Here is a 23139-nt window from a genome sequence, read left to right as displayed (position 1 = left end):
CGTGCACTCGCTGCTGGTGCTCGGCGTGGCTGGCGGCAAGCGCATGCGCGGGCTGCAGGACGCCGCCCAGCGGCACGGTGACGTGGTATTGCATTGCGTCGATTACGCCGACGCAATGCGCGACCCGACTGCCCTGCACGCCATGGCCGCCACGGGCATGGCGCTGAAAATAGATTCACCTGGCGACGATGCCTGGGTGCAACACCAGTTGTGCCTGCGTGGATGGGAAGCGGGTTCGGGCATGGCTGAAAAGCCGATGCCCGATAACGTGGTGTCCGGTGGCAAAGGCTCTGATGACATCACCCATGACTGCACCGCCGCCAGTCCAACGATAAGCACCACTGTGCTACCGCCCAAACCCGTCGCCAAGGGTGAACTCATGCCCACGCGCGACTGGTATGCCGGCTTTGCGCAATTCCTGCGTGCGATACCACAAACCGCCGCGCCGCTGTCGCCAGTCGAAGACATCTTGTTGATGACCGACAAGCTGAATTGCCAGCAACATCTTCGCTCACATGGCGTGGCTATTCCGCCCTTGCTTGGTGCGGTCTCGGGCTACGGCCATCTGCTTGCTTTGCTCGACCAGGCGGGCGTGGACAACGCGTTCATCAAACCGCGTTATGGCTCGTCGGCAGCGGGTGTGGTGGCCTATCGCCGCAACCGTCGTGGCAATGAACTGGCCGTCAGCACCGTGCACAGCGCAAACGGGCAGCACTTCAATGCCAAGCGCATGCGTCGATATACGAACACGCAAGAGATTGCAGCCCTGATCGACACCTTGGCTGCCGATCAGGCCTACGCCGAAGCGTGGATTCCCAAACCCCGCACCCAGGGCGGCGGGTATGACTTCCGCGTCGTCACCCTGGATGGTGAACCGCAGCATCGGGTGGCACGCGTCAACAACGCCCCAATGACCAATCTGCATCTGGACGCACAGCGCGCGCAGGCAGAAGACCTGCTGAACGATGTGGCCCTGCAAGCCTTGGTGGATACGGCCCGCGCAGCGGCACGCACCTTCCCGCGCAGCCGCATGATGGGCCTGGACATCGTGGTGCGCGGCGAGCGCGCCTGGGTGCTGGAAGCGAATGCCTTTGGGGACTTGTTGCCGCGCCTGCACTGGCAAGGCCGGGATACCTACGACGCGCAATTGCACGCGCTTTTTCCGAAGCATGTGCAGCGCAATCAGGATCAGCAGATTCCAGCCCCGCAGCATCCAATATTGCCTGTCGCACCATCACAGGTCCAGCCCCGACCCACGCCCGCAGCATCGTCATGAGCCGCATCCCCGACATGCGTCAGGTGGTGGGCAGCCACGACATCGTGTTCATCACGCTGGACACCTTGCGCTACGACGTTGCGCAAGCCGAATTCAATGCCGGGCGATTGCCTGTATTGCAAGCCCACCTGCCGCCTGAAGGCTGGGAACGTCGCCACACGCCGGGCAGCTTCACCTACGCCGCGCACCACGCTTTCTTTGCCGGCTTCCTGCCGACGCCTGCTGAGCCTGGCCGCCACCCACGCCTGTTCGCCACGGCATTTGGCGGCAGTGAAACCACCGTGTCGCATACCGCCGTCTTCGACGAAGCCAGCTTCATCGAAGGGCTGGCTGCACGGGCGTATCGCACGATCTGCATTGGTGGTGTTGGCTTCTTCAATCCTGAAACCGCGCTAGGCCGTGTGCTTCCCGCGCTGTTCCAGGAATCGCACTGGTCACCTGCAATGGGCGTGCAAGGCCGTCACTCGACCGAGGTGCAGGTTTCCCTGGCCTGTGAACGCCTGGCCGCGCTTGAACAGCGCGTCATGCTGTTCCTGAACGTGTCTGCCATCCATTCGCCCAATCGAATCTTTCAAGCTGCGGGCGAGCGTGGCACACAGGACTCGCTGGCCAGCCACGCGGCTGCCTTGCGATATGTGGACGCTGCGCTTGCGCCCTTGTTGGATACCTGCGCGCGGCGTGCGCCCACCTTGTTCATCGTTTGCGCCGACCACGGTGGCGCGTACGGTGAAGACGGTTATCGCGGTCACCGCATTGCGCACGACACCGTCTGGACCGTGCCCTACACCCACTTTTTTGTAGGCCGCTGATGCCCTTGTCACTTTCTCAACGACTGTCGCAGAACCCGTACGAGGCCTACTCGTACTCGTATCCGCACAAGACTGCGTATCGCAGCCTGACTCCGCCGCGCCCGCTCGCGCCGCTGTGGGCGCAGGAAGATCGCAGCTCGCTGTTTTTATACCTGCACGTACCCTTCTGTACGATGCGTTGCGGCTTCTGCAACCTGTTCGCCTTGGCCCAGCCGCGCGACGACATGGTTAACCGCTATGTCGATCAGATGATCGCGCAGATGGGTGTGCTGGACGAGGTACTGGGGGAGCGCCAGTTCTCGCGGTTTGCGGTGGGCGGCGGCACGCCGACCTTCCTGGAAGCCGCCCAGCTGGAACGCCTGTTCGAAGGTGCCCGACGTCTCACCCGGCGTGCGCCCAACGAGATTCCAGCAGGTATTGAAGTCTCGCCCGAAACCGTGACGGCCGACCGCATGGAGGTCTGTCGCGCGGCAGGCATCGATCGGGTCAGCATGGGTGTGCAGAGCTTCCTGCCGCACGAGACCTCGGCCCTGGTACGACCCCAGCAGAATCGGCAGGTCGAAGACGCCATTGCCTTGATCCGCAAGAATGAATTCCCGACCCTGAATCTTGATTTGATCTACGGCATTGCCGGCCAGACCGTGGAAAGCCTGATCGCGTCATTGAAGACGGCACTGGCCTATGCCCCCGAAGAGCTGTACCTGTATCCCCTGTACGTTCGCGAGCTGACCGGCCTGGACAAACGCCAACGGCGCGGCACGATCCCGCTGATGCAGGCCGGCGACCCGCGCCCTGCCCTGTATCGCGCCGCGCGCGATTTCCTGGTCGAACAAGGTTACGAGCAGGTGTCGATGCGCATGTTCCGCGCGCCCCATGCACCGGCCCAGAACGGACCGGAATACTGTTGCCAGGACGACGGCATGATCGGCGTGGGTTGCGGTGCGCGGTCGTACACCCGCAGCGTGCATTATTCCGAGGAATACGGCGTTGGCCGCATGCGCATCAACGACATCCTGCAGGCCTACAACACCCGCGACCCAAAAGACTTCGCCTATGCCTCGTATGGCTATGCGCTTGACGAGGAAGACCAGCGCCGACGCTTTGTCATTCAGTCTTTACTGACGTGGCCAGGGCTGAGCCTGTCGGCGTATCACGCGCGTTTTGGTGACGATGTGCTGGCGACCATGCCGCAGCTCGACGAGTTGCTGAGCCTGAAGCTTGCCGCCTTCGACGGTGACCTGCTGGCCTTGACCGCTGAAGGCATGGCGGCGGCCGATGTAATCGGCCCGTGGCTGATTTCTGCACGAGCGGGTGCTTTGATGCAGGCCTACGAGGCGGCATGAAAGTCCTTGAGGCGGTGCGGGGTGAGGCGTTGGCGGATGTTGAATCGCCGGGGTTTTCTACGGCTGTGGTTTCAATGCCTGCGTCAATCCATGCGTCAATGCCCGCATCAACAACCGCTTCGACACCCATTTCATCCGCCGCAATTCCAACGCCTGCACTTCCAACTTCTGCACTTCCGACGCCCGTGCTTTCCGTGCTGTATCGCGGCCGCTTGGCAAGCTGCAACTACGCGTGTGGCTACTGCCCGTTTGCCAAGCGCCGTGATTCGCGCGAAGCGCTGGCGCGCGACGCCGCCGACTTGCAACGCTTCGTCGCGTGGGCGCTGGCACAGACCCGCCCCTTGCAGGTGCTGTTCACGCCCTGGGGCGAGGCCATGATCCGCAAGCCGTACCGACAGGCCATGCTGACCCTGGCCGCCAGCGCGCACGTGCGCACGGTATCAATTCAGACCAACCTGAGCGGCCCGACCGAGTGGTTGCACGACGCGCCGCCAGGCAAGATCGGGCTGTGGTGCACTTACCATCCAGGCGAGACCACCTTGGCGCGCTTTGTCGAGCGCTGCGCCCGCGTATCGGCCAGTGGTGCCCGCTACAGTGTGGGCGTGGTGGCCTTGCGCCAGCACTTCGACGAGATTCGTGCGCTGCGCGCGGCGCTGCCGGCTGATGTCTATCTTTGGCTCAATGCTTACAACGATCTGGGCCCGGGCTACTACAGCGACGACGAACAGGCCTGGCTGCAGCGCATCGACCCCTGGTTCGATTTCAATGCCCATCCTTCACGCAGTGCGGGCAGACCCTGTCGTGCAGGCAGCGACGCCATCAGCGTGGATGGTGACGGCAGCGTGCGCCGCTGCCATTTTCTGCCGCAGGTATTGGGCAACCTGTACGAACAACCGATCGCCGAGCTGCTGAACGAACGCAGTTGCCGTCGCCGCATGTGCGACTGCTACATCGGTTATGCGCAACGGCGCGACCTGCCTTTTGTGGATGACTTTGGTGACGGCCTGTTGATGCGCGTACCGCGCGCCTGGCATTACCAGGGGGCGGCAGACACGATGCCAGCGGCTCAATCGACACCACGCCGCATCATGATGACGGCGCTGTAAAGGCGGTCCGTGTGCAGGGCTTGGGCAGTCCGCCTTAGCTGCCTGCCTTCCCAGCCTGCCTTAGCTGCCCGCCTTACACCCGCAGGAAACCGCCCAAGGTTGCCAAGCAAGCGTCAACGGAATCTCCACCCGTGTGCACGACCAGGTCGGGTTGCGACGGCGGTTCGTAAGGTGCCGACACGCCGGTGAACCCTGGCAGATCCCCCGCCGCAGCCCGCGCGTACCAGCCTTTCACGTCACGCGCGGCGCATACCTGGATCGATGCATCCAGATGAATTTCCGCAAACGGTGCGCCCACGATCTTGCGTGCCATGGCGCGGTCATCAGCATAGGGCGAAATGATGGCGACGATGGCCGTCACGCCTGCGGCATTCAACAGCTTGGCGACTTCCGCCAGGCGGCGTGCGTTTTCAAGCCGGTCTTCGCGGGCAAAACCAAGGTCACGATTCAGACCTTGCCGCATCTGATCGCCGTCGAGCACCAGGGCTGGTCGGCCAGCGGCCTGATAACGCGCCAGCAGCCCTTGAGCAAGCGTCGTTTTGCCAGCGCCGGACAAGCCGGTGAACCACAGGGTACGCACGTCAGAGGTAGGCAGCACAGACAAAGCCATATGAAGAAGAAAAGGAAAGAGAAAGGAGAAGGGAAAAGCGAAGATCAGTCAGGGCGACAGCTTAAGTCAGCCGAGTGACGAACTGCAGCATGAAGCACCAACTGGAAACACTACCTGGAAGCACCACCCCGAAGCCCCCACGACCTCGGCCACGCAATAAAAGTTCTCGTAATCGAAGCGTGTATTGGATCGATTAATGAAACAAACCATCCTGTTTTTTCAGCTTTGTTCCTTGCGCCATAGCAATTAAGCTTCGCGCTAACAGGGATGCCATATTTTGCCGGCATCCTGCCCTCTTTCGATTCTTCTTCAAACGGCCAATCATGTCCTTCACCGCCTCTCCGCTCCTCGCCCAGCGCGTTCTGTCCATCTTGCGCATTGTGTCGGCGTTCATGCTGATCCAGCACGGCACCGCCAAGCTGCTGAAATTCCCCGTGGTGCCCTTCTTCGCCAACCTGGAAATCTTCTCGCTGATCGGCGTTGCCGGCATCCTGGAACTGGTTGGTGGCGTGCTGCTGTTGATCGGCCTGTTCACCCGTCCGGTTGCCTTCGTGCTGTCGGGCCTGCTGGCCTTCGCTTACTTCATCGGCCACGCTGGCAAGGGCTTCGTGTGGTCGCCGATGATGAACGGCGGCGAATCGGCAGTGCTGTTCTGCTTCGTGTTCCTGTACTTCGCGGTCGCCGGCGGCGGCGTGTGGAGCCTGGACGCCAAGCGCGGCGCGGCTTGAATGCAGTAAGTTCGGGCTTCTGAGCTTGGGCGTACAGGGTCGAGAGATGTTTTCAACCCTGTAGTTCGACCCGCCAGCTTCAGCCCAGCAAGACCTGTCCGAGCAAGACCTGTCCGACATTGGCGCAGACCGCGCTGATGTCGGATTTTTTATGGGCGAATGGACGTTCAGCCCTGCTGATCCCACACCGGCTCGGACGGGAACCGGGAGGCAAGGAAGTCCAGCATGGTGCGCAATGCAGCGGTCATGTGCTTGCGTGAGGTGTACACCGCGTAGATGGCCAATTCGCGCGGCGTGGCCTCGGGCAGCAGTGCAATCAGCCGCCCTTCACGAACCAGGTCCATGGCCAGGAAGGTCGGCAGCATTGCCACCCCGGCACCAGCCAGCGCCGCCTGTACCAGCGAGGGCGTCTCGTTGGCGCTGATATTGCCGCCAACCGCCACCGTCGTGGGCTCGCCATCTCGTGTGAAGTGCCACAGACTTTTGCCATGATAGGAATGGGTCAGGCAGTTGTGCTGACTCAGGTCTTCCAGGCTGCGCGGCGTGCCGTGCTCATGCAGGTAGGCGGGCGATGCGCACAGCACCGAACGACACACCGACAAGCGCTTGGCGATCAGATTCGGATCCAGTTCGTTGGTAATGCGAATCGCCAGATCGACCCGCTCATCGACCAGATTCACGGCACGATCCAACAGCATCAGATCGATCGTCACGCGTGGGTATAACCGCAGGTAGTCGGCGACCACCTGCGCCAACTGCGCCTGCCCGAAGGAACTGCTGACCGAGATGCGCAGCAGGCCGTGCGGCACATCGGGCGGCCCCGCGACGGCGGTGCGCATGTCCGATATGGTTTCCAAGACTTGGCGACAGCGGGGCAACATTTCCTCGCCCGCCGCAGTCAGCCCCAGCTTGCGGGTGGTCCGGTGCATCAGCCGTGCCCCTGCCCACGCTTCCAATTCCGCCAGGTAACGCGATACGGCCGGCCGCGATAGATCCAGCCGTTCGGCAGCTGCGGACTGGCTGCCGAGATCGACCACGGTGACGAAGACTTGCATGGCAGTGATGCGATCCATGATGGGAGCGAAGTGCGCGCACGGCGGCGCTGGGTTTATAACGATTTGCGCAACAAACTATGACCGAAATCGACATTTTTTGTTCATTTTTTGCGCACTAAGCTGCGGGCTATGTTCGCTGTGTACATCAGGATGTTCCGCATGTCGGCACACCCAAGCTTCCAATCGCCTTCCCGCATTTTTCGCCAGGACCATCATGTCAAAACGTCTGCTCGTTGCCCTTGCCGCCACCGCCTTGATGGGCCTGTCGCCCGCCTTCGCGCAGGCACCTGCCCACACGGCGCAAGAAGAAGCCAATCGTCAGACGGTACTCGCGTTCTACGAAAAAGGGATCAATCAGAAGAATGCCGATGAGGCGCTGAAGTATGTTGGCAATCGGTATGTGCAGCACAACCCGAATGCAGCCGATGGCCCCGAGGGTTTCCGCAAATTCGTCAGTTTCCTGAAGGACAAATTCCCGCAATCACGCAGCGAGATCAAGGCGTCATTCGTGGACGGTGACACGGTGATTCTTCATGTGCATGCTGTGCGCGAACCGGGTACGCGCGGCACCGCGATTGTGGACATCTTCAAGCTTGAAGGCGGCAAGATCGTCGAGCACTGGGATGTGGCGCAAGCCATCCCGGAAACCATGGCGCACGCGAACGGGATGTTCTAAGCCTGGATCGATACCCGTGACGGGCATGTGCTGGGGTGATGGGCATTTCTTCGGCATGCAGACTGCCACCGGCGACCACGAGCCAGTCACGAAGCGATCGCGGAACAATCGCCGAACAATCGCGAGGCTGGCAGCCCAAGGTACCGGGGCCGATGGATGCCCCGGCGCTGGCTCACGCGGGCCAGCCAGCCGCGTGACACCACGTCTACCGCGAGCTAGGTAGGCACCACAGCAGGCAGGTTCTCCGCGCCGTCATCAAACGGCTCCGCCGGTTTGCGGCGGTGCTTGATGCGGTACTCCTCCAGGAACTTGGCAATGCGGTTGATGGCCTCGCGCAGATCCGGTTCATGCGGCAAAAATACGATACGGAAGTGATCGGGCTGCGGCCAGTTGAAGCCCGTGCCCTGCACCAGCATCACCCGGGTTGACTCCAGCAATTGCAGGAAGAACTGTCGGTCGTCTGCAATGGGATACACCTCGGGGTCGAGCCTGGGGAACATGTACAACGCGGCCTGCGGCTTGACACAGGTAACACCTGGAATTGCGGTGATCAGCTCATAGGCCAGATCGCGCTGGCGGCGCAAGCGTCCACCCTCGCCAACCAATTCGTTGATGCTCTGGTAGCCCCCCAGCGCAGTCTGGATTGCCCACTGGCCCGGCACATTGGCGCACAGCCGCATGTTGGCCAACATGTTCAGGCCTTCGATGTAGTCCTGTGCGGCGGGCTTGTCGCCCGACACCACCAGCCAGCCCGCACGAAAACCGCAGGCACGGTAGCTCTTGGACAGCGAATTGAAGGTCAGCGTCAGCACATCGGTAGACAGGCTTGCGATGGCGGTGTGCTTGATGCCGTCGTACAGCACCTTGTCGTAGACCTCATCGGCCAGAATGACCAGCCCGAATTCACGTGCGATGGCGATGATGCCCAGCAGTACCTCGTCGGGATAAAGCACGCCCGTCGGGTTGTTCGGGTTGATGATCACGATCGCTTTGGTGCGCGGCGTGACCTTGGCACGGATATCGTCCAGGTCGGGCAACCAGCCTTTGGCTTCGTTGCACAGATAGTGCACCGGTGTACCGCCCGACAGGCTCGCCACCGCCGTCCACAGCGGATAATCGGGTGCCGGCAACAACAGTTCGTCGCCGTCTTCGAGCAGCGCATTGACCGACATCGCAATCAGGTCGGACGCACCATTGCCCAGGTAGATGTCTTCCAGCGTCACGCCCTGCACACCCTGCGCCTGGGTGTAGTGCATGACCGCCTTGCGCGCGGCAAAGATGCCCTTGCTGTCCGAGTAGCCGGCCGAATTGGGCAGGTTGCGGATCATGTCGCGCTGGACTTCCTCGGGGGCATCGAAGCCAAATACCGCCAGGTTGCCGATATTGAGCTTGATGAGTTTCTGGCCTTCGTCTTCCATCTGCTTGGCCCGATCCATGATGGGTCCGCGGATGTCATACAGAACATTGGCCAGCTTGCTCGATTTGCTGATGGTTTTCACAGGCGATCTTCAATAAGAAAAGCAGTCAATCAAAAGCGCTCAATCGGGCTTGTTGATGTCCAGTAGTGCGTCTCGACAGAACTCTTCGAACGGCTCGATCGACGTGTCGTAGCCCGGCGTTGCTACCTCGATGGCATTCCGGCAACGGAAATCGATGGTCACCGCCGGACGAAGCTTGTTGCCTGGCTGATCGATGCCTTTCATGGCGAAGTGATGCACGTAGTAGTAGCGCTTGGCGTCGTCCAGCGCCGTGAACGTGAACTGCGTACCACCAGACAGGAAGTCGACACCGGGCATGGCATCGATTTCATCCATCATGTGCTGAACGGCCGCGTCACGCGAAGCCTCGACGGCGATTCGTTCATCGGGGCTCAGGTCTGCGAACCTGGTGGACCGCGCGACCGTCTGCAACATCACCCGCAGAATGCCTTCCTGGCCGTTGGTGCCCGGCTGCGGGAATCGATACTCGACGACCTGCCGGCCGTCTTGCTCGGTGCGCGACAGTTCGACCCAGCCAGCCATGCCGATGAATTTCGGCTTGCCTGCTGCATCGAACACCACGCGCGGCCGGTCACCCGGCGCAGGCTCGGAAGCTGCACGCGCGCCCACGGCCAGCACGCCCGCGGCAACGCCGCCAACCACCAGCAGGACGCGCAGCAGCGGGCTCATGCCGGGCTGCCCTGATGTGCAATCAGGAAGGCCTTGACGGCGGCTGCCGTGGGCTCGACCGGCGATACACGTTGCGGCAGTTGCTCGATGCCTTCCAGCGCTGCCGGACGCGGTGCCACGATGCCCAGGGCTTCTTCGATGGTCTCCCCGAACTTCACTGGCAAGGCGGTTTCCAGCACCAGCATGGGCACGCCTTCTTCGACGAAGTCACGGGCAACCTTTACGCCATCGGCCGTGTGCGGATCGATCACCACGCCGGTTGCCGCATGCACGGCACGGATGGTGGCAATGCGCTCGGCGTGGTTGCTGGTGCCCCAGCCAAAGCCGAACTTGCCGGCGAATTCGTCATGCTGGGCGGACAGATCGAACTGGCCGTCCTTGGCCAGCGATTCCCACAAGGCCTTGACGCGGGCGGCGTCGCGGCCGACCAGATCAAACACAAAGCGCTCGAAGTTCGACGCCTTGGAGATGTCCATCGACGGGCTGGAGGTCAGATGCGTTTCGGCAGCACCGCGCGGGCGGTAGATACCAGTACGGAAGAACTCTTCCAGCACGTTGTTCTCGTTGGTGGCCAGCACCAGGCGCTTGATCGGCAGGCCCATCTGACGGGCGATGTGGCCAGCCAGAATATTGCCGAAGTTGCCCGAGGGCACGGTGAACGACACCTGCTCGTTCTCGCTGCGGGTGGCGATGCGCCAGCCGTGGAAGTAGTACACGACCTGGGCAGCAATGCGCGCCCAGTTGATGGAATTCACGGCACCGATGCGGTACTTGGCCTTGAAGTCCAGGTCGCTCGCCAGTTCCTTGACGATGTCCTGGCAGTCGTCAAACACGCCGGGCACGGTCAGGTTGTGGATGTTGGCGTCTTGCAGCGAGTACATTTGCGCACGCTGGAAGGCGCTCATGCGGCCTTGCGGCGACAGCATGAAGACCGATACGCCCTGCTTGCCACGCATGGCGTATTCGGCTGCCGAGCCGGTGTCGCCAGAGGTTGCGCCCAGGATGTTGATGCTGGTGCCGCGCTTGGTCAGCGTGTATTCGAACAAGTGGCCCAGCAGCTGCATGGCCATGTCCTTGAAGGCCAGCGTCGGGCCTTCCGACAGTCCCAGCAGCGACACGCCGCCATCGATAGGCTTGAGCGGCACGATGGCTTCGTTGCCGAAGACCTCGGCACGATACGCAGCACGCGTCAGCGCACGCAGGTCATCGGCCGGAATGTCGGTGACGAACAAACGCAGGATTTCGTAGGCCAGGTCGGCATACGACAGCGAACGCCAGGCAGTCAGCTGGGCACCGGTGACCTGGGGAATGGTTTCCGGAATCGCCAGACCGCCGTCAGGCGCCAGGCCTTCCAGCAGGATGTCGGTGAACGCTTGCGGGGCCATGCCGCCGCGGGTCGAGAGATAACGCATGGTAAGAATCAGCCCAGGTTTTCAAGGCGCAGACGCGTGACTTTCGAGCTCACGGTAGGCAGGGCCTCGATCAGTGCGATAGCGGAATTGACGTTGCGCTCGACGGCTTCGTGCGTCAGGAAGATGATCTCGGCACGCGGGGGGGCATCGGCGCTTGGCTTCTGGATCATCGAACCGATAGAGATCGAGGCATCGGCCAGAATGCGGGCGAGATCGGCCAGCACGCCAGGGGCGTCCTGGACTTCCACACGCAGGTAGTAAGACGTGCTGACATCATCGATCGACAGGATGGGTGCATCCGAGATCGAATCCGGCTGGAAGGCCAGATGCGGCACACGGTGTTCCGGGTCGGCGGTGTGCAGACGGGTCACGTCGACCAGGTCGGCCACCACGGCCGATGCGGTGGGCTCTTCGCCCGCGCCCTTGCCGTAGTAAAGCGTGTCGCCGACGGCGTCGCCCTTCACCAGCACGGCATTCATCGCACCTTCGACGTTGGCGATCAGGCGCTTGCTGGGCACCAGCGTCGGGTGCACGCGCAGCTCGATGCCATCGGCACGACGCTTGGTGATGCCCAGCAGTTTGATGCGATAGCCCAGTTCTTCGGCGTACTTGATGTCCACGGCCGACAACTGGCTGATGCCTTCGATGTGGGCACGGTCGAACTGCACCGGAATGCCGAAGGCAATCGATGCCAGCAAGGTCAGCTTGTGCGCAGCGTCCACACCTTCGACGTCGAAGGTCGGGTCGGCTTCGGCGTAACCGAGTGCCTGTGCTTCTTTCAGCACGTCGGCAAACGGCAGGCCACGGTCGCGCATTTCCGACAGGATGAAATTGGTGGTGCCGTTGATGATGCCGGCAACCCATTCGATGCGATTGGCGGTCAGGCCTTCGCGAATGGCCTTGATGATCGGGATGCCACCGGCAACTGCCGCTTCGAAGGACACCATCAGGCCCTTGCTGCTGGCCAACGCAAAGATTTCGTTGCCATGCTTGGCCAGCAGGGCCTTGTTGGCCGTGACCACGTGCTTGCCCTGAGCCAGCGCTTCCAGCACCAGGTCACGGGCAATGCCGGTGCCGCCAATCAGTTCGACCACGATGTCGATAGACGGATCGCGCACGATCTCGAACGGATCGGTGACGACCTCGGCGTCATTGCCGACACGTTCCTTGGCGCGAGTCAGGTCACGTGCGGAGACCTTGGTGACCACGATGCGGCGTCCGGCGCGACGCGCGATTTCTTCGGCATTGCGTGCCAGCACTTTGAAGGTACCGCCGCCAACTACACCAAGGCCCAGCAGGCCGACTCGAATGGGTTCCATCTGACTTTCCGTAAGCTTTGAATCACACGGCGGAACCAGCTTTCACCGATTCCGCAAAAATGGGATCGCGGGGTCCGTCCCCGCGACAATCCTGTGGGCAGCCGCCCGTCCTTGCGGAACAGCCACGCAGATACCTTGCGAGGCTAACCCTATAATCTATCGGAAGCCCTTGGCCCCGGCAAATCGCCGCACCGCCACATACCGCCATTTCCCGTCATTCTTTGCGGAATTCAGCATGAGACTGCACGTCGACTCCAATCCCAACGCCAATACCATCACTGCCTATGGTTCCGGCTATCTGGACATCAACAAGGTGCGCCACGACTACGCGGTGACCTTCGGCACCAGCGGCACGGTCGAGCGCTGGCCCGTGACGTCTGTCGACGACATCAACGCCGACGCGCTTGCACAGGCGTCCAAAGACCAGCCGGAAGTGTTGTTGATCGGCACAGGTTCACGCCAGCGCTTCCTGACCGGGCCGCTGATCAAGCCCTTGCTGAAGGCCGGCATCGGCGTTGAAGTCATGACTACCCAGGCGGCAGCACGCACCTTCAACATCCTGGTTGCCGAGGGACGGCGTGTTCGCATCGCGCTGATTCCCGAGCAGGATGCGTAGTCCGCCCATCCCCTTCCCAGACCCTCATTTACACACTGACTTACACACAGGAATCTGCATGCGTCCCCTCGTCGGCCGTCCCGCGCCGGGCTTCACCGCCGCCAGCACCCAGGGCGAAATCAGCCTGAGCGATTTCCTCGGCAAACCCGTGGTGCTGTATTTCTATCCCAAGGACAGCACACCGGGCTGCACCACCCAGGCACAGAACTTCCGTGACCAGGCCGAGGCGTTCAAGGCAGCAGGTGCGGTGGTGCTGGGCGTGTCGCGCGACAGCATCAAGTCGCACGAAAACTTCCGTCTGAAGCAGGAATTGGAATTCACGCTGGTGTCCGATCCGGACGAGGCCGTGTGCCTGGCCTATGACGTGATGAAGCTGAAGAACATGTACGGCAAGCAGGTGCGTGGCATTGAACGCAGCACGTTCCTGATCAACGCCGAGGGTCTGCTGGTGCAGGACTGGCGTGGCCTGAAGGTGCCGGGCCATGTGAACGAGGTGCTGTCAGCCGTGCAGGCACTGGGCTGAATATATATAGGTCCAGACGTAAAACAGGCGGGTCCGCAGACCCGCCTGACGTACCCGGCTGACGTACAGCACGATCAAAGAACATGATCGACAAAGCCTTGTGGCCAAGGGCAGAAACGTTTCCGTATTCAGGCGACGAGCCCTGCCCTTGTCACCCTCAAGCTGCGGGTTTGGTGCTGTCAGACTGAACGCCAGCCTTTGCTTCGGTCGGAGTACCTGCCTGAGCACCCGCCTCAGTAGACTCCTTGGGCTGGAATTTCGCCATGAACTCGTCAAGCCCCTTCATCACCAGCTCGTAGGTCTTGTCCACGTTGCTGGCCACATCGCCTTGCAGCGCGCTCAGGCCTTCGAGAATGCCACGCGCGTCTTTGAAGCCCTGCTCGATCCCGCTGCGAATCGTCTCCATGAAGGCCGCGGCCGTCTCGGATTCGTCTGCATTGGGATGTTTCTTGGCGAAAGCCTCGTAGAAACCAGTCGCCAGACTCACAATCCGCCCAGCCGTACCCTCGGGTGAATTGTCTTGCTGAGACGCGGTTTGCAGCGCAGGAATGCCGCTGCCGTCGTCCAGCAGTTCATTGAGCTTGTCGACCACATTGCGCAGCACCAGCTGCTGCGACTCGTTTCCAGCGCTGATCGACACCGTCAACGACGCTTGCACGATCTGCGTATTCACTTGTGCCTTGTTGCGCGCCATCGCTTCGGTAGCGGTTGGCGCGGGCTTGGCGGAGGCCGACGCGCTGGTGGCGTCGGGATGGGTGGTGCTGCTGGTGTTGCTATTGGCAATATTGGATGTCTGGATAGCCATGCACGTCCTCCAAAAGAAGCGCCTTGCGCGTGGCAATACTTCCGGCAATGATCGCCCCGGCGTACGCAATGCGTGACTAACGGCAAGCTTAATCAAAGCTTAATAGTTGGCCGACTGATGAATTACGACAATGCTGGTTGCCAAATCCAACCTAAGCACGGTCTTGCTCCATAAATCCGCCATGGAAGTGCAGTATCGTTAAGGCTCCTGACGAGGAGACCTGTATTCATGCCGCTTCCCAAGATGCCCACCCGCCCCGCCTCGATCCTGAGTGCGTCGGACGGTGAACCTGCAGCAGCCGTGACGCGCGCCAAACGCAAGCCGGCTGCAACCGAGCCGGAAGTTGTTGTTCCCCCCTCCCCTCCTCTTGTACAGCCCGAATTGACAGGCATGCGTGCCACGCCGGCCAAGTCCGCACGTCCGAAACGCGGCAGCGATGCCGTGTTGCTGTCCAGCGCAGCGAAGCGCGCAGCACCCGCTGCTCCCGCGGTTGCCCAGCCCCTGGCTCAGACCGCAGCTGCGCTGCCGGTCGACGCGCCTTCCGCACCGGCGCGCAAGTCTGCGCGGGTTGCCAAAGAAGTCGCCGCACCCGTTGCCGTTGCGGAAAAAACACCCAAGACCAAAGCAGCTGGCAAAGCCGCACCGGCAGCCGACGCACAGCAAGCTGTTGCCGCCGTGGCACCCACCGCCACGGCACGCCCGGCGGCGCGCAGCCGTCCGAGCGTCGAAACCACACGCCGCGCGGCGCGTGCGCACGCCGATGCCAAACGCATCTTCGTGCTGGACACCAACGTGCTGTTGCACGATCCCAGCTCGTTCTTCCGCTTTGCCGAGCACGACGTCTTCCTGCCGATGATCACGCTGGAAGAACTCGACGACCACAAGAAAGGCGTGTCGGAAGTCGCACGCAACGCCCGCCAGGTCAGCCGCCTGCTTGACCAGCTGGTGGTCAACAGCGAGCAGATCGACGACGGTATTCCGCTCGACAAGCTGGGCAACCGCGATGCGCTGGGCCGCCTGCTGTTGCAGACCACCAGCATGACCGGCGAACTGCCCGACAGCCTGCCGGTGGGCAAGGCCGACAACCAGATTCTGGGTGTCGTCAGCGCCGTCAAGATCAAATACCCGGACCGCGAAGTGGTACTGGTGTCGAAAGACATCAACATGCGCCTGAAGGCGCGTGCACTTGGCCTGCTGGCCGAGGACTACTTCAACGACCAGGTGCTGGAAGACTCAGACCTGCTGTATACCGGCATGCTGCAATTGCCGGACGACTTCTGGGACAAGCACGGCAAGGGCATCGAGTCCTGGCAGCAAAGCGGCAGCACCTTCTACCGGGTAACCGGCCCGCTGTGCGCGCAATTTGCAGTGAACCAGTTCGTGTACTTCGAGGGCAGCATGCCCTTGTACGCGCAGGTGCGCGAAGTGGTCGGCAAGACCGCCGTGCTGCAAACCCTGCGTGACTTCACCCACAACAAGAACAATGTGTGGGGCATCACCGCCCGCAATCGCGAACAGAACTTCGCGCTGAACCTGCTGATGAACCCGGAATGCGACTTCATCTCGCTGCTGGGTCAGGCGGGTACAGGCAAGACGCTGCTGGCGCTGGCGGCGGGGCTGACGCAGGTACTGGAAACCAAACGCTATACCGAGATCATCATGACCCGTGTCACGGTGCCGGTGGGCGAAGACATCGGTTTCCTGCCAGGTACCGAAGAAGAAAAGATGCTGCCCTGGATGGGCGCGCTGGAAGACAACCTCGACGTGCTCAACATGGGTGACAGCGAACACAGCAGCGGCAGCGGAAGCGGCGGCGACTGGGGTCGCGCGGCCACCATGGACCTGATCCGCTCACGCATCAAGGTCAAGTCGCTGAACTTCATGCGCGGCCGTACCTTCCTGAACAAGTTCCTGATCATCGACGAAGCGCAGAATTTGACGCCCAAGCAGATGAAGACGCTGATCACCCGTGCCGGTCCCGGCACCAAGGTGGTCTGCCTGGGCAATATTGCGCAGATCGATACGCCTTACCTGACGGAAGGCAGTTCGGGCCTGACCTACGTGGTCGACCGCTTCAAGGGCTGGGCGCATTCGGGCCACATCACCTTGCAGCGCGGTGAGCGTTCAAGGCTGGCGGATTACGCGGCAGACGCGCTGTAAACCGTCCCCCCCGCACACGCAAACACGCGTGCGCGGAGGCGCACTGGCAACAAACAAAAAAGGCTGGGTCCAGATCGGACCCAGCCTTTTTTATGCGTGCGCCGCCATCAAGGCGGGCACACCGCATGCCGTCGGCGCAGATCAGCCCCGCATCGCGTGAAACAAGTCCATGCTGGCAGTCGCGGCCATGGACACGACGCCCGTCATCTTGGCAACCGAAAACGCGCCCGCCAAACCAGTCTTGATCAGTCCGGCCTGATCGGCAGCCGTCTCGTGCGGAAGCGGCGTCTTGCTTGCCGTGCCAGATACCGCGGCCTCCAGTTGATCGGCCATCCTGGCACCTGCCGGATCACGCAAGAAAGCCGCATGCCGGGATTCTTCTTTTTCAAGCTTCTGCTGACGAACCACTTCGTCACCCAGCACCTTGTCCATGATCGCACCGCCGCCTGCCACGCCGAGCTTGATGCCTGCGCCCACCGCCTTGGTCGCCGTGCTGGCAATCTCGAGTGCCGAGCCGATCTGCGATGCGCCACCGCTGACGAGGACGCCTGCAATACCAATGCCCAGACTCACGGCGCGGCCGACCCAGGTGGCGGCAGTTTTTGCCGTGTCTGCGCTGACGCCGCAACGCGTCAAGGTGCCATGAATGAAATTGTCGACGCAGCTGTTGCCCATCGGCATCAGAGAATGCTTCGGTGGATTGTCCCCGCGCGCCACTTCCTTGGCATGCTGAAGGTTGTTGTACGCACATCCTGCGTCACCGACCGACACAGCGAGGTTCACGCATGCCACGGCAAGCAGCGGTGCGGCAGCACCGGCCGTGACTGCCGTCAACGCCGCTGCAAGCCCGACCACCACCCCGCTGACGACCGCGCCGGCCAGCTTGGTGAAGAAAGATCGCTTGGAGGTGTCTACGCCAACGTCCTTGCTGGTCTGCAAAGACTGCGCTGCGTCATTCAAGGTTTCTGTGCGATCGGCAGCGCGTGAGGGCGTCGATGAAACGGTGACCGGTCCAGCAAGCGCAGTGCGGGCCGCCGATGCCGTTTCGCGGATGTCGCCACTCGCCGGGTCGTGAACCAGACCACCCACGGCACTCTCTGATGCCGGTGCCGGCAAGGTCAGCGAGATAGGGGCTTGCGTGGATACCGTAGCCGATTCGGCGGCTACGCCGCTTGGAGCGGCATCGTGCAAAAAGGAGGCAGAGATGGGCGATGCGCCACCCCCAACAGGAATGCTGCTCATGCTGCACCTCCACTCAAAGCGGCCAGGCGCGCCTCGGCATGGGCGCGCACGTCGTGATATTCGGGTTTGAGATAGCTCAGTTGAATACATGCCCGGAAGGCATCTTCAGCTTCCGTGGCATTGCCCGTGGCTTCCAGGCATTCGCCCATGCGCATCACGCACGCGGCATCGGTGGCGTCGAGCAGCAGCGCCTGCGAATAGTGTTCGCCCGCTTCTTTGTACTGACCCGACATTTGCAGGGCCAGCGCAAAGGCAAACTGGAAACGGCGATCCCACGGGTTGTTGGTGACCAGGAGCAGCAAGTCATCCAGCGCCTCGTCGACACGACCTTCGGACAGATGTCCGTGGGCCACGGTGTACAAGGCCTCAAGCTGTGCTTCGCTCACACCCTTAAGCGCTGCCAAGGTCACACCGTGGTTCACGAACGCGTCAACCAGTCCTTCCGGGGTGCTGACATCGACGATTACGCCGTCTTGCGGGCTGCTCATGCTTACTCTCCTGTCCGGGAAATCCGGTCCTGGTTGAGTAACAGGCCTTGCGGCCTGGTTCCAAAAAAAACATGGGCAGCCCGGCGATCAAAGCCGGACTGCCCATCTGGCAGACCTGACGAAACAATCAGATCAGAAAATCAGCTTGCCGATCCACCACGCAATCGCAGCCACTATCGCCGAGGCCGGAATCGTGAACACCCAGGCCCACACGATGCTGCCCGCCAGGCCCCAACGCACTGCGCTGAATTTGCGGCTGGCACCCACGCCGACGATCGCGCCGGTAATGGTGTGGGTCGTCGACACCGGCACACCCAGAATGGTTGCCAGGAAGAGCGTCATCGCGCCGCCCGTTTCGGCGCAGAAACCGCCAACCGGCTTCAGCTTGGTGATGCGTTGACCCATGGTCTTCACAATCCGCCAGCCCCCGAACATGGTGCCTGCCGCAATCGCCACGTAGCAGCTGACCACCACCCACGCGGGCACCTGTTCACGGGCACCGGGCACGTTGGCAGCGATCAACAGCAGCCAGATGATACCGATGGTTTTCTGTGCGTCGTTGCCACCGTGACCCAGGCTGTACAGCGCGGCCGACACCAGTTGCAGGCGACGGAACCACTTGTCGACCTTCAGCGGCCGAACACTCACGAAGATCCACGACACCGCCAGCATCATCAATCCGCCCAGCAGGAAACCGAGCACTGGCGAAATCACGATGAACGCAACGATCCAGATCAGACCGGAGCTGATCAGCGCGCCCGGGCCTGCGCTGGCAAGCGCGGCACCGACCAGACCACCGATCAGGGCGTGGGAGGACGACGACGGGATGCCGAAGTACCAGGTAATCACACTCCAGGTTATCGCCCCGACCAAGGCACCGAAGATCAAGTAATGATCGACCAGGGACACGTCGATGATGCCTGTGCCCACGGTAGATGCCACCTTCAGGTGGAACACGAACAGGGCCAGCAGGTTGAAGAAAGCGGCGAAGGCCACCGCTTGATGGGGCTTGAGCACGCCCGTCGATACCACCGTGGCGATCGAGTTGGCGGCGTCATGGAAGCCGTTCATGAAATCGAACAGCAGCGCAAGCGCCACCAGCCCGACCAGGACGGTCATGCTCATCGTCAAGGTGTTCATGTCAGGCGTTCTCGAGGACGATGCCTTCGATCAGGTTGGCGACGTCTTCACAACGGTCGGTGATCTCTTCCAGCATTTCGTACACCGCTTTCATCTTGATCAGTTGGCGGGTGTCGGCTTCGTCACGGAACAGGCGCGCCATGGCGGAACGCATCACACGGTCGGCGTCGGATTCAAGCTGGTCGATTTCGCCGCAGATCTTCATGATGCCGGCGGTATCGCTCAGGTCATGCATCATGCCGACCACCATGCCCAGACGGTCGCAACACTGCACACCGATCTCGGCGAGCTGACGCGCTTCCGGCGTCACCGTGCGGATGTCATACAGGTGCAGGGACTGGGCGACGTCTTCCATCAGGTCGAGGATGTCGTCCATGGTGATGATCAGCTTGTGGATCTGGTCACGATCCAGCGGCGTGATGAACGAACGATGCAGCAGTTCGACCGTGTCGTGCGTGACCTTGTCGGCCTTCTTTTCGCACGACTCGATGGCGGCCACCAGGGCTTCGCGCTCGTTCATGTTGCTCAACAGCGCTACCACGTGGCGGCTACATTCCTTGGCCAGCGCTGCATGGGCGTTGAACAGGTCGAAAAATCGCGCCCCTTTGGGCATCAGACGTGAAAACATCGAATCCTCGTTTCATATGTGACGCCAACGTGACAATACGATGACATGACATATTTTTGAAGGCGCGAGTTTAGCAGAGCGGCACCAGCCTTCCGGCTGGTGTCTGCTGGTCGTTGCATATGCCGCAAATAGGCTGCGAATACGCCACAGAACGGTGTGGAATCAGACTTCTGGTGGCATGGGCGATACGGTCGCGTCTGATGGAGCCGCTTCAGTAGTCAGTACTGCGCTGACGAGAAGTTCTGGAACTTGGTGTACGCGCCCTGGAAGGTCAGGCGCACAGTACCGATCGGGCCGTTACGCTGCTTGCCGATGATGATTTCGGCCGAGCCTTTGTCCGGGGTGTCGGGGTTGTAGACCTCGTCCCGGTAGATGAACAGGATCACATCCGCGTCCTGCTCGATTGCGCCCGATTCCCGCAAGTCGCTCATCACCGGACGCTTGTTCGGGCGTTGCTCCAGGCTTCGATTCAGCTGGGACAGTGCGATCACCGGACATTGCAATTCTTTCGCCAAGCCCTTCAGCGACCGGCTGATTTCCGAGATTTCAGTCGCACGGTTTTCGCCACCAGAGTTACCTGCCATCAGCTGGATGTAGTCGATCACGATCAGGCCAAGCTGGCCGCATTGCCGCGCCAAGCGACGTGCGCGCGCACGCAGTTCCATGGAACTGAGCGCGGGCGTCTCGTCGATGTAGACCTGGGCATCCTGCATCTTCTGGATGGCATGGGTCAGGTGCGGCCAGTCTTCGTCGGTCAGCTTGCCGGTACGCATGCGGTGCTGATCAAGCTGACCGACCGAACCCAGCATACGCATGGCCAGTTGCACCGCACCCATTTCCATGGAAAACACGGCAACCGGCAAACCCTCTTCCACCGCCACGTGTTCGCCGATGTTCATCGAGAACGCGGTTTTACCCATGGACGGGCGGCCTGCCACGATCACCAAGTCACCGGCTTGCAAACCTGAAGTCATGCGATCCAGGTCGGCAAAGCCGGTCGGCACGCCGGTAACCTCGGAATCACTGTCGCGGTGATACAGCTCGTCGATACGCTCGACCACCTGTGTGAGCAGCGGCTGGATCACTTGGAAACCCGCCATGCCGCGCGAGCCCTCCTCCGCAATCTGGAAGATGCGTGACTCGGCCTCATCCAGCAGTTGGCGCGTGTCCTTGCCCTGTGGGTTGAACGCGCCCGATGAGATCTCGTCGGCCACGGTCACCAGCTTGCGCAGCACACCTCGGTCGCGCACGATTTCCGCATAGCGCCGGATGTTCGCAGCAGACGGCGTATTGCGCGCCAGGGAATTCAGATAGGCCAAGCCCCCGGTGTCATCGGCCTTGCCTGCTGTCTGCAAGGACTCATACACCGTCACCACGTCAGCCGGCCGGGCCAAGCCAATCAGGCGCGCAATGTGGTGGTAGATCACCCGATGATCGAAGCGATAGAAGTCGTCTTCTTTCACCACATCGGCAATCCGGTCCCAGGCAGCGTTGTCGAGCAGCAGACCGCCCAGCACCGACTGCTCGGCCTCGACCGAATGCGGCGGGACGCGCAGGGATTCCAATTGGGGATCTAGGGGGGCGTTCATGGCGGACCTGTGTGAAGCGAGGCGCAACCTAAGCGATTGCCCGCACCATGCAAGAGCATGGGCGCATGCGGCGCAGGGGACAAGCTGGCGGTCGGCAGTTGGGACAGGCAGTTTATCGTATCTGCCCGGTCTGAAAAATTTAGCGGCTAAAGTGTCTGAGGCCGTTGACGGCTTGGCTGCCTGGTATGGCAGCTGCCCGTCATCAGGCAATCCAAAATGAAACAACCCCCGACCTTCAGAGAAGGACGGGGGTTGTTCGCGGCTGCGGTAGCCACCAAGCTGAGTCTTTCAGGCCGGCGAACCGGCCCGACAGAAAAAGCTTAGGCGGTTTCGCCGACGACGATGACCGAGATGTTGGCCAGAACGTCGGTGTGCAGTGCGATTTCGACCGGGAATTCGCCGACAGTCTTCAGCGGGCCGTTGGGCAGACGCACGAAGGCTTTTTCGACGGTTTCGAAGCCAGCTTTCTTCAGCGCGTCAGCGATGTCGAAAGTGGTGACCGAGCCGAACAGACGGCCGTCCACGCCCGCTTTTTGCGAGACACGGATGGTTTGGCCTTCCAGGCGCTCGCCAACCGCTTGAGCGGCTGCCAGCTTTTCAGCTTGGGCGGCTTCGAGTTCGGCGCGCTTGACTTCGAATTCTTCCAGGGCACGCTTGGTAGCGCGACGTGCCTTCTTCTGGGGAATCAGGAAGTTGCGGGCGTAACCATCACGCACACGAACGACTTCACCGAGGTTGCCGAGATTGATGACTTTTTCAAGCAGGATGATTTGCATGTTATTTAGCTCCCGGCAATCAGTTGTGGTTGTCGGTGTAGGGCAGCAGCGCCAGGAAACGCGCACGCTTGATCGCGGTGTCCAGCTGGCGTTGGTAGTGCGCCTTGGTGCCGGTCAGACGAGCCGGGATGATCTTGCCGTTTTCCTGGATGAAGTCGCGCAGCACGTCGACATCCTTGTAATCGATCTGGTCAACGCCTGCAGCGCTGAAGCGGCAGAACTTGCGACGCTTGAACAGCGGGTTTTGCTGACCAAACTTCTTCTTTTCCTTGCGTTTGCCGAATGCGGCCATGATTTACCTCGAATTCAATCCGTTATATGACGACTGTGGCGTTTCAGACAGTTGGCGTGTCGTTAGCGTCGGACACTGCGGCAAAAGCCTGAATATGCAACCTCAGTCGGCTGGAACCTTTTCTGGTGGCCGCCAGGAATCCCGTGACCTTCATCCGTTTGCCGAGGCTTGTGCGCTCCAGCATTCTGGCGAGGTCTCCCATGGCGATGGCAGCGATGGTCATCTCGACACGGCGACTTCTGCCTGCCTCGATTACCTCCGACTCGTGTGCCAGTGTCATTTCCAGCACCGGCATTCCTGCAGGCGTGAATCTGAGTGGTGTGCACTCGACCGCTTGCGCGATCAATTCGATTCGGTTCACTTCAACACCTTGGGAAG

Annotated in this window: 24 protein-coding genes; 9 read left to right on the top strand and 15 right to left on the bottom strand. The window is 61.4% G+C overall.

The window, feature by feature from the left end:
* Position 1: 1 nt before the first annotated feature.
* The 4 genes from FXN63_RS09470 (at position 2) to FXN63_RS09455 (ending at position 4534) form a co-directional block, all read left to right on the top strand.
* Positions 2-1276 carry an STM4014 family protein gene (locus FXN63_RS09470; protein ID WP_148814423.1) on the top strand — a complete coding sequence of 425 codons (1275 nt, stop codon included), beginning with the start codon at positions 2-4 and terminating at the stop codon, positions 1274-1276.
* Positions 1273-2085 carry an STM4013/SEN3800 family hydrolase gene (locus FXN63_RS09465; RefSeq protein ID WP_246165087.1) on the top strand — a complete coding sequence of 271 codons (813 nt, stop codon included), beginning with the start codon at positions 1273-1275 and terminating at the stop codon, positions 2083-2085. The genes FXN63_RS09470 and FXN63_RS09465 overlap by 4 nt, the downstream gene beginning before the upstream one ends.
* Positions 2085-3428, top strand: coding sequence for an STM4012 family radical SAM protein (locus tag FXN63_RS09460; RefSeq protein WP_148814422.1), 1344 nt, complete (start codon positions 2085-2087; stop codon positions 3426-3428). The genes FXN63_RS09465 and FXN63_RS09460 overlap by 1 nt, the downstream gene beginning before the upstream one ends.
* Before the next feature lie 185 nt (positions 3429-3613).
* Positions 3614-4534, top strand: coding sequence for an STM4011 family radical SAM protein (locus tag FXN63_RS09455; protein WP_148814421.1), 921 nt, complete (start codon positions 3614-3616; stop codon positions 4532-4534).
* Between the two features lie 73 nt (positions 4535-4607).
* On the opposite strand, the gene cysC is transcribed toward FXN63_RS09455, so the two are convergent.
* Complete coding sequence (gene cysC / locus FXN63_RS09450; protein WP_246165086.1) at positions 4608-5132, bottom strand: adenylyl-sulfate kinase; 525 nt, start codon at positions 5130-5132, stop codon at positions 4608-4610.
* Positions 5133-5467: 335 nt separating this feature from the next.
* Between cysC and FXN63_RS09445 the strand changes: the two genes are divergently transcribed.
* Positions 5468-5872: a DoxX family protein gene (locus FXN63_RS09445; RefSeq protein ID WP_148814419.1), complete on the top strand. Its 405-nt coding sequence runs from the start codon at positions 5468-5470 to the stop codon at positions 5870-5872.
* A 167-nt stretch (positions 5873-6039) separates the two neighbouring features.
* Here the strand turns inward: FXN63_RS09445 and FXN63_RS09440 are convergent, their stop codons facing one another.
* On the bottom strand, positions 6040-6945 hold the full coding sequence (locus FXN63_RS09440) for a LysR family transcriptional regulator (protein WP_148814418.1): 906 nt from the start codon (positions 6943-6945) through the stop codon (positions 6040-6042).
* A 196-nt stretch (positions 6946-7141) separates the two neighbouring features.
* Here FXN63_RS09440 and FXN63_RS09435 point away from each other — a divergent pair, with 196 nt between their 5' ends.
* Positions 7142-7603, top strand: coding sequence for a nuclear transport factor 2 family protein (locus tag FXN63_RS09435; RefSeq protein ID WP_148814417.1), 462 nt, complete (start codon positions 7142-7144; stop codon positions 7601-7603).
* A gap of 215 nt (positions 7604-7818) precedes the next feature.
* On the opposite strand, the gene FXN63_RS09430 is transcribed toward FXN63_RS09435, so the two are convergent.
* From FXN63_RS09430 to FXN63_RS09415, 4 genes are read right to left on the bottom strand one after another with little or no spacing between them, the layout of a single operon-like run.
* Positions 7819-9102 carry a pyridoxal phosphate-dependent aminotransferase gene (locus FXN63_RS09430; RefSeq protein WP_148814416.1) on the bottom strand — a complete coding sequence of 428 codons (1284 nt, stop codon included), beginning with the start codon at positions 9100-9102 and terminating at the stop codon, positions 7819-7821.
* Positions 9103-9141: 39 nt separating this feature from the next.
* Positions 9142-9771, bottom strand: a complete 630-nt coding sequence (locus FXN63_RS09425; RefSeq protein WP_148814415.1) for a hypothetical protein — start codon at positions 9769-9771, stop codon at positions 9142-9144.
* Positions 9768-11183 (bottom strand): threonine synthase, encoded by a 1416-nt coding sequence (gene thrC, locus FXN63_RS09420; protein WP_148814414.1) that lies wholly within the window; start codon positions 11181-11183, stop codon positions 9768-9770. The genes FXN63_RS09425 and thrC overlap by 4 nt, the downstream gene beginning before the upstream one ends.
* 8 nt (positions 11184-11191) lie before the next feature.
* Positions 11192-12502: a homoserine dehydrogenase gene (locus tag FXN63_RS09415; RefSeq protein WP_148814413.1), complete on the bottom strand. Its 1311-nt coding sequence runs from the start codon at positions 12500-12502 to the stop codon at positions 11192-11194.
* A 235-nt stretch (positions 12503-12737) separates the two neighbouring features.
* Between FXN63_RS09415 and FXN63_RS09410 the strand changes: the two genes are divergently transcribed.
* Together FXN63_RS09410 and FXN63_RS09405 are read left to right on the top strand one after the other, a co-directional pair.
* Positions 12738-13118 carry an Mth938-like domain-containing protein gene (locus FXN63_RS09410; RefSeq protein WP_148814412.1) on the top strand — a complete coding sequence of 127 codons (381 nt, stop codon included), beginning with the start codon at positions 12738-12740 and terminating at the stop codon, positions 13116-13118.
* Positions 13119-13176: 58 nt separating this feature from the next.
* Positions 13177-13641: a peroxiredoxin gene (locus FXN63_RS09405; protein ID WP_148814411.1), complete on the top strand. Its 465-nt coding sequence runs from the start codon at positions 13177-13179 to the stop codon at positions 13639-13641.
* Positions 13642-13798: 157 nt separating this feature from the next.
* Here the strand turns inward: FXN63_RS09405 and FXN63_RS09400 are convergent, their stop codons facing one another.
* On the bottom strand, positions 13799-14446 hold the full coding sequence (locus FXN63_RS09400; RefSeq protein ID WP_148814410.1) for a DUF5610 domain-containing protein: 648 nt from the start codon (positions 14444-14446) through the stop codon (positions 13799-13801).
* Positions 14447-14674: 228 nt separating this feature from the next.
* On the opposite strand from FXN63_RS09400, the gene FXN63_RS09395 reads away from it, so the two are divergent.
* The gene (locus FXN63_RS09395; protein ID WP_246165085.1) at positions 14675-16606 is read left to right on the top strand and encodes a PhoH family protein; all 1932 of its coding nucleotides are present in this window, start codon (positions 14675-14677) and stop codon (positions 16604-16606) included.
* Positions 16607-16747: 141 nt separating this feature from the next.
* Here FXN63_RS09395 and FXN63_RS09390 read toward each other — a convergent pair whose 3' ends face one another.
* From FXN63_RS09390 to priB, 8 genes are all read right to left on the bottom strand, one after another.
* The gene (locus tag FXN63_RS09390; RefSeq protein WP_148814409.1) at positions 16748-17848 is read right to left on the bottom strand and encodes a hypothetical protein; all 1101 of its coding nucleotides are present in this window, start codon (positions 17846-17848) and stop codon (positions 16748-16750) included.
* A complete protein-coding gene (locus tag FXN63_RS09385) occupies positions 17845-18336 on the bottom strand; it encodes a tetratricopeptide repeat protein (RefSeq protein WP_148814408.1) in 492 nt (163 codons plus the stop codon). The genes FXN63_RS09390 and FXN63_RS09385 overlap by 4 nt, the downstream gene beginning before the upstream one ends.
* A 132-nt stretch (positions 18337-18468) precedes the next feature.
* Positions 18469-19476 carry an inorganic phosphate transporter gene (locus tag FXN63_RS09380; protein ID WP_148814407.1) on the bottom strand — a complete coding sequence of 336 codons (1008 nt, stop codon included), beginning with the start codon at positions 19474-19476 and terminating at the stop codon, positions 18469-18471.
* 1 nt (position 19477) lies between these two features.
* Entirely contained in the window at positions 19478-20104 is a 627-nt protein-coding gene (locus tag FXN63_RS09375) for a DUF47 domain-containing protein (protein ID WP_148814406.1), read from the bottom strand.
* 218 nt (positions 20105-20322) lie between these two features.
* Complete coding sequence (locus FXN63_RS09370) at positions 20323-21693, bottom strand: replicative DNA helicase (RefSeq protein ID WP_148814405.1); 1371 nt, start codon at positions 21691-21693, stop codon at positions 20323-20325.
* 320 nt (positions 21694-22013) lie between these two features.
* Positions 22014-22469: a 50S ribosomal protein L9 gene (gene rplI, locus FXN63_RS09365; protein ID WP_148814404.1), complete on the bottom strand. Its 456-nt coding sequence runs from the start codon at positions 22467-22469 to the stop codon at positions 22014-22016.
* 19 nt (positions 22470-22488) lie between these two features.
* A complete protein-coding gene (gene rpsR / locus FXN63_RS09360) occupies positions 22489-22761 on the bottom strand; it encodes a 30S ribosomal protein S18 (RefSeq protein ID WP_148814403.1) in 273 nt (90 codons plus the stop codon).
* 43 nt (positions 22762-22804) lie between these two features.
* Positions 22805-23122 carry a primosomal replication protein N gene (gene priB, locus FXN63_RS09355; RefSeq protein ID WP_148814402.1) on the bottom strand — a complete coding sequence of 106 codons (318 nt, stop codon included), beginning with the start codon at positions 23120-23122 and terminating at the stop codon, positions 22805-22807.
* Between the last annotated feature and the right edge of the window lie 17 nt (positions 23123-23139).

The organism is Pigmentiphaga aceris (genome assembly GCF_008119665.1).
Classification (GTDB): Bacteria; Pseudomonadota; Gammaproteobacteria; order Burkholderiales; family Burkholderiaceae_B; genus Pigmentiphaga; species Pigmentiphaga aceris.
This window is presented reverse-complemented; position numbering and strand designations above follow the sequence as displayed.

Excerpts from the sequence above, each read along its gene's own strand:
- FXN63_RS09465 (WP_246165087.1), top strand. The coding sequence starts at position 1,273 with ATGAGCCGCATCCCCGACATGCGTCAGGTGGTGGGCAGCCACGACATC.
- FXN63_RS09460 (WP_148814422.1), top strand. The coding sequence starts at position 2,085 with ATGCCCTTGTCACTTTCTCAACGACTGTCGCAGAACCCGTACGAGGCC.
- FXN63_RS09445 (WP_148814419.1), top strand. The coding sequence starts at position 5,468 with ATGTCCTTCACCGCCTCTCCGCTCCTCGCCCAGCGCGTTCTGTCCATC.
- FXN63_RS09440 (WP_148814418.1), bottom strand. The coding sequence starts at position 6,945 with ATGGATCGCATCACTGCCATGCAAGTCTTCGTCACCGTGGTCGATCTC.
- FXN63_RS09435 (WP_148814417.1), top strand. The coding sequence starts at position 7,142 with ATGTCAAAACGTCTGCTCGTTGCCCTTGCCGCCACCGCCTTGATGGGC.
- FXN63_RS09425 (WP_148814415.1), bottom strand. The coding sequence starts at position 9,771 with ATGAGCCCGCTGCTGCGCGTCCTGCTGGTGGTTGGCGGCGTTGCCGCG.
- thrC (WP_148814414.1), bottom strand. The coding sequence starts at position 11,183 with ATGCGTTATCTCTCGACCCGCGGCGGCATGGCCCCGCAAGCGTTCACC.
- FXN63_RS09415 (WP_148814413.1), bottom strand. The coding sequence starts at position 12,502 with ATGGAACCCATTCGAGTCGGCCTGCTGGGCCTTGGTGTAGTTGGCGGC.
- FXN63_RS09410 (WP_148814412.1), top strand. The coding sequence starts at position 12,738 with ATGAGACTGCACGTCGACTCCAATCCCAACGCCAATACCATCACTGCC.
- FXN63_RS09405 (WP_148814411.1), top strand. The coding sequence starts at position 13,177 with ATGCGTCCCCTCGTCGGCCGTCCCGCGCCGGGCTTCACCGCCGCCAGC.
- FXN63_RS09400 (WP_148814410.1), bottom strand. The coding sequence starts at position 14,446 with ATGGCTATCCAGACATCCAATATTGCCAATAGCAACACCAGCAGCACC.
- FXN63_RS09395 (WP_246165085.1), top strand. The coding sequence starts at position 14,675 with ATGCCGCTTCCCAAGATGCCCACCCGCCCCGCCTCGATCCTGAGTGCG.
- FXN63_RS09390 (WP_148814409.1), bottom strand. The coding sequence starts at position 17,848 with ATGAGCAGCATTCCTGTTGGGGGTGGCGCATCGCCCATCTCTGCCTCC.
- FXN63_RS09385 (WP_148814408.1), bottom strand. The coding sequence starts at position 18,336 with ATGAGCAGCCCGCAAGACGGCGTAATCGTCGATGTCAGCACCCCGGAA.
- FXN63_RS09380 (WP_148814407.1), bottom strand. The coding sequence starts at position 19,476 with ATGAACACCTTGACGATGAGCATGACCGTCCTGGTCGGGCTGGTGGCG.
- FXN63_RS09375 (WP_148814406.1), bottom strand. The coding sequence starts at position 20,104 with ATGTTTTCACGTCTGATGCCCAAAGGGGCGCGATTTTTCGACCTGTTC.
- FXN63_RS09370 (WP_148814405.1), bottom strand. The coding sequence starts at position 21,693 with ATGAACGCCCCCCTAGATCCCCAATTGGAATCCCTGCGCGTCCCGCCG.
- rplI (WP_148814404.1), bottom strand. The coding sequence starts at position 22,469 with ATGCAAATCATCCTGCTTGAAAAAGTCATCAATCTCGGCAACCTCGGT.
- rpsR (WP_148814403.1), bottom strand. The coding sequence starts at position 22,761 with ATGGCCGCATTCGGCAAACGCAAGGAAAAGAAGAAGTTTGGTCAGCAA.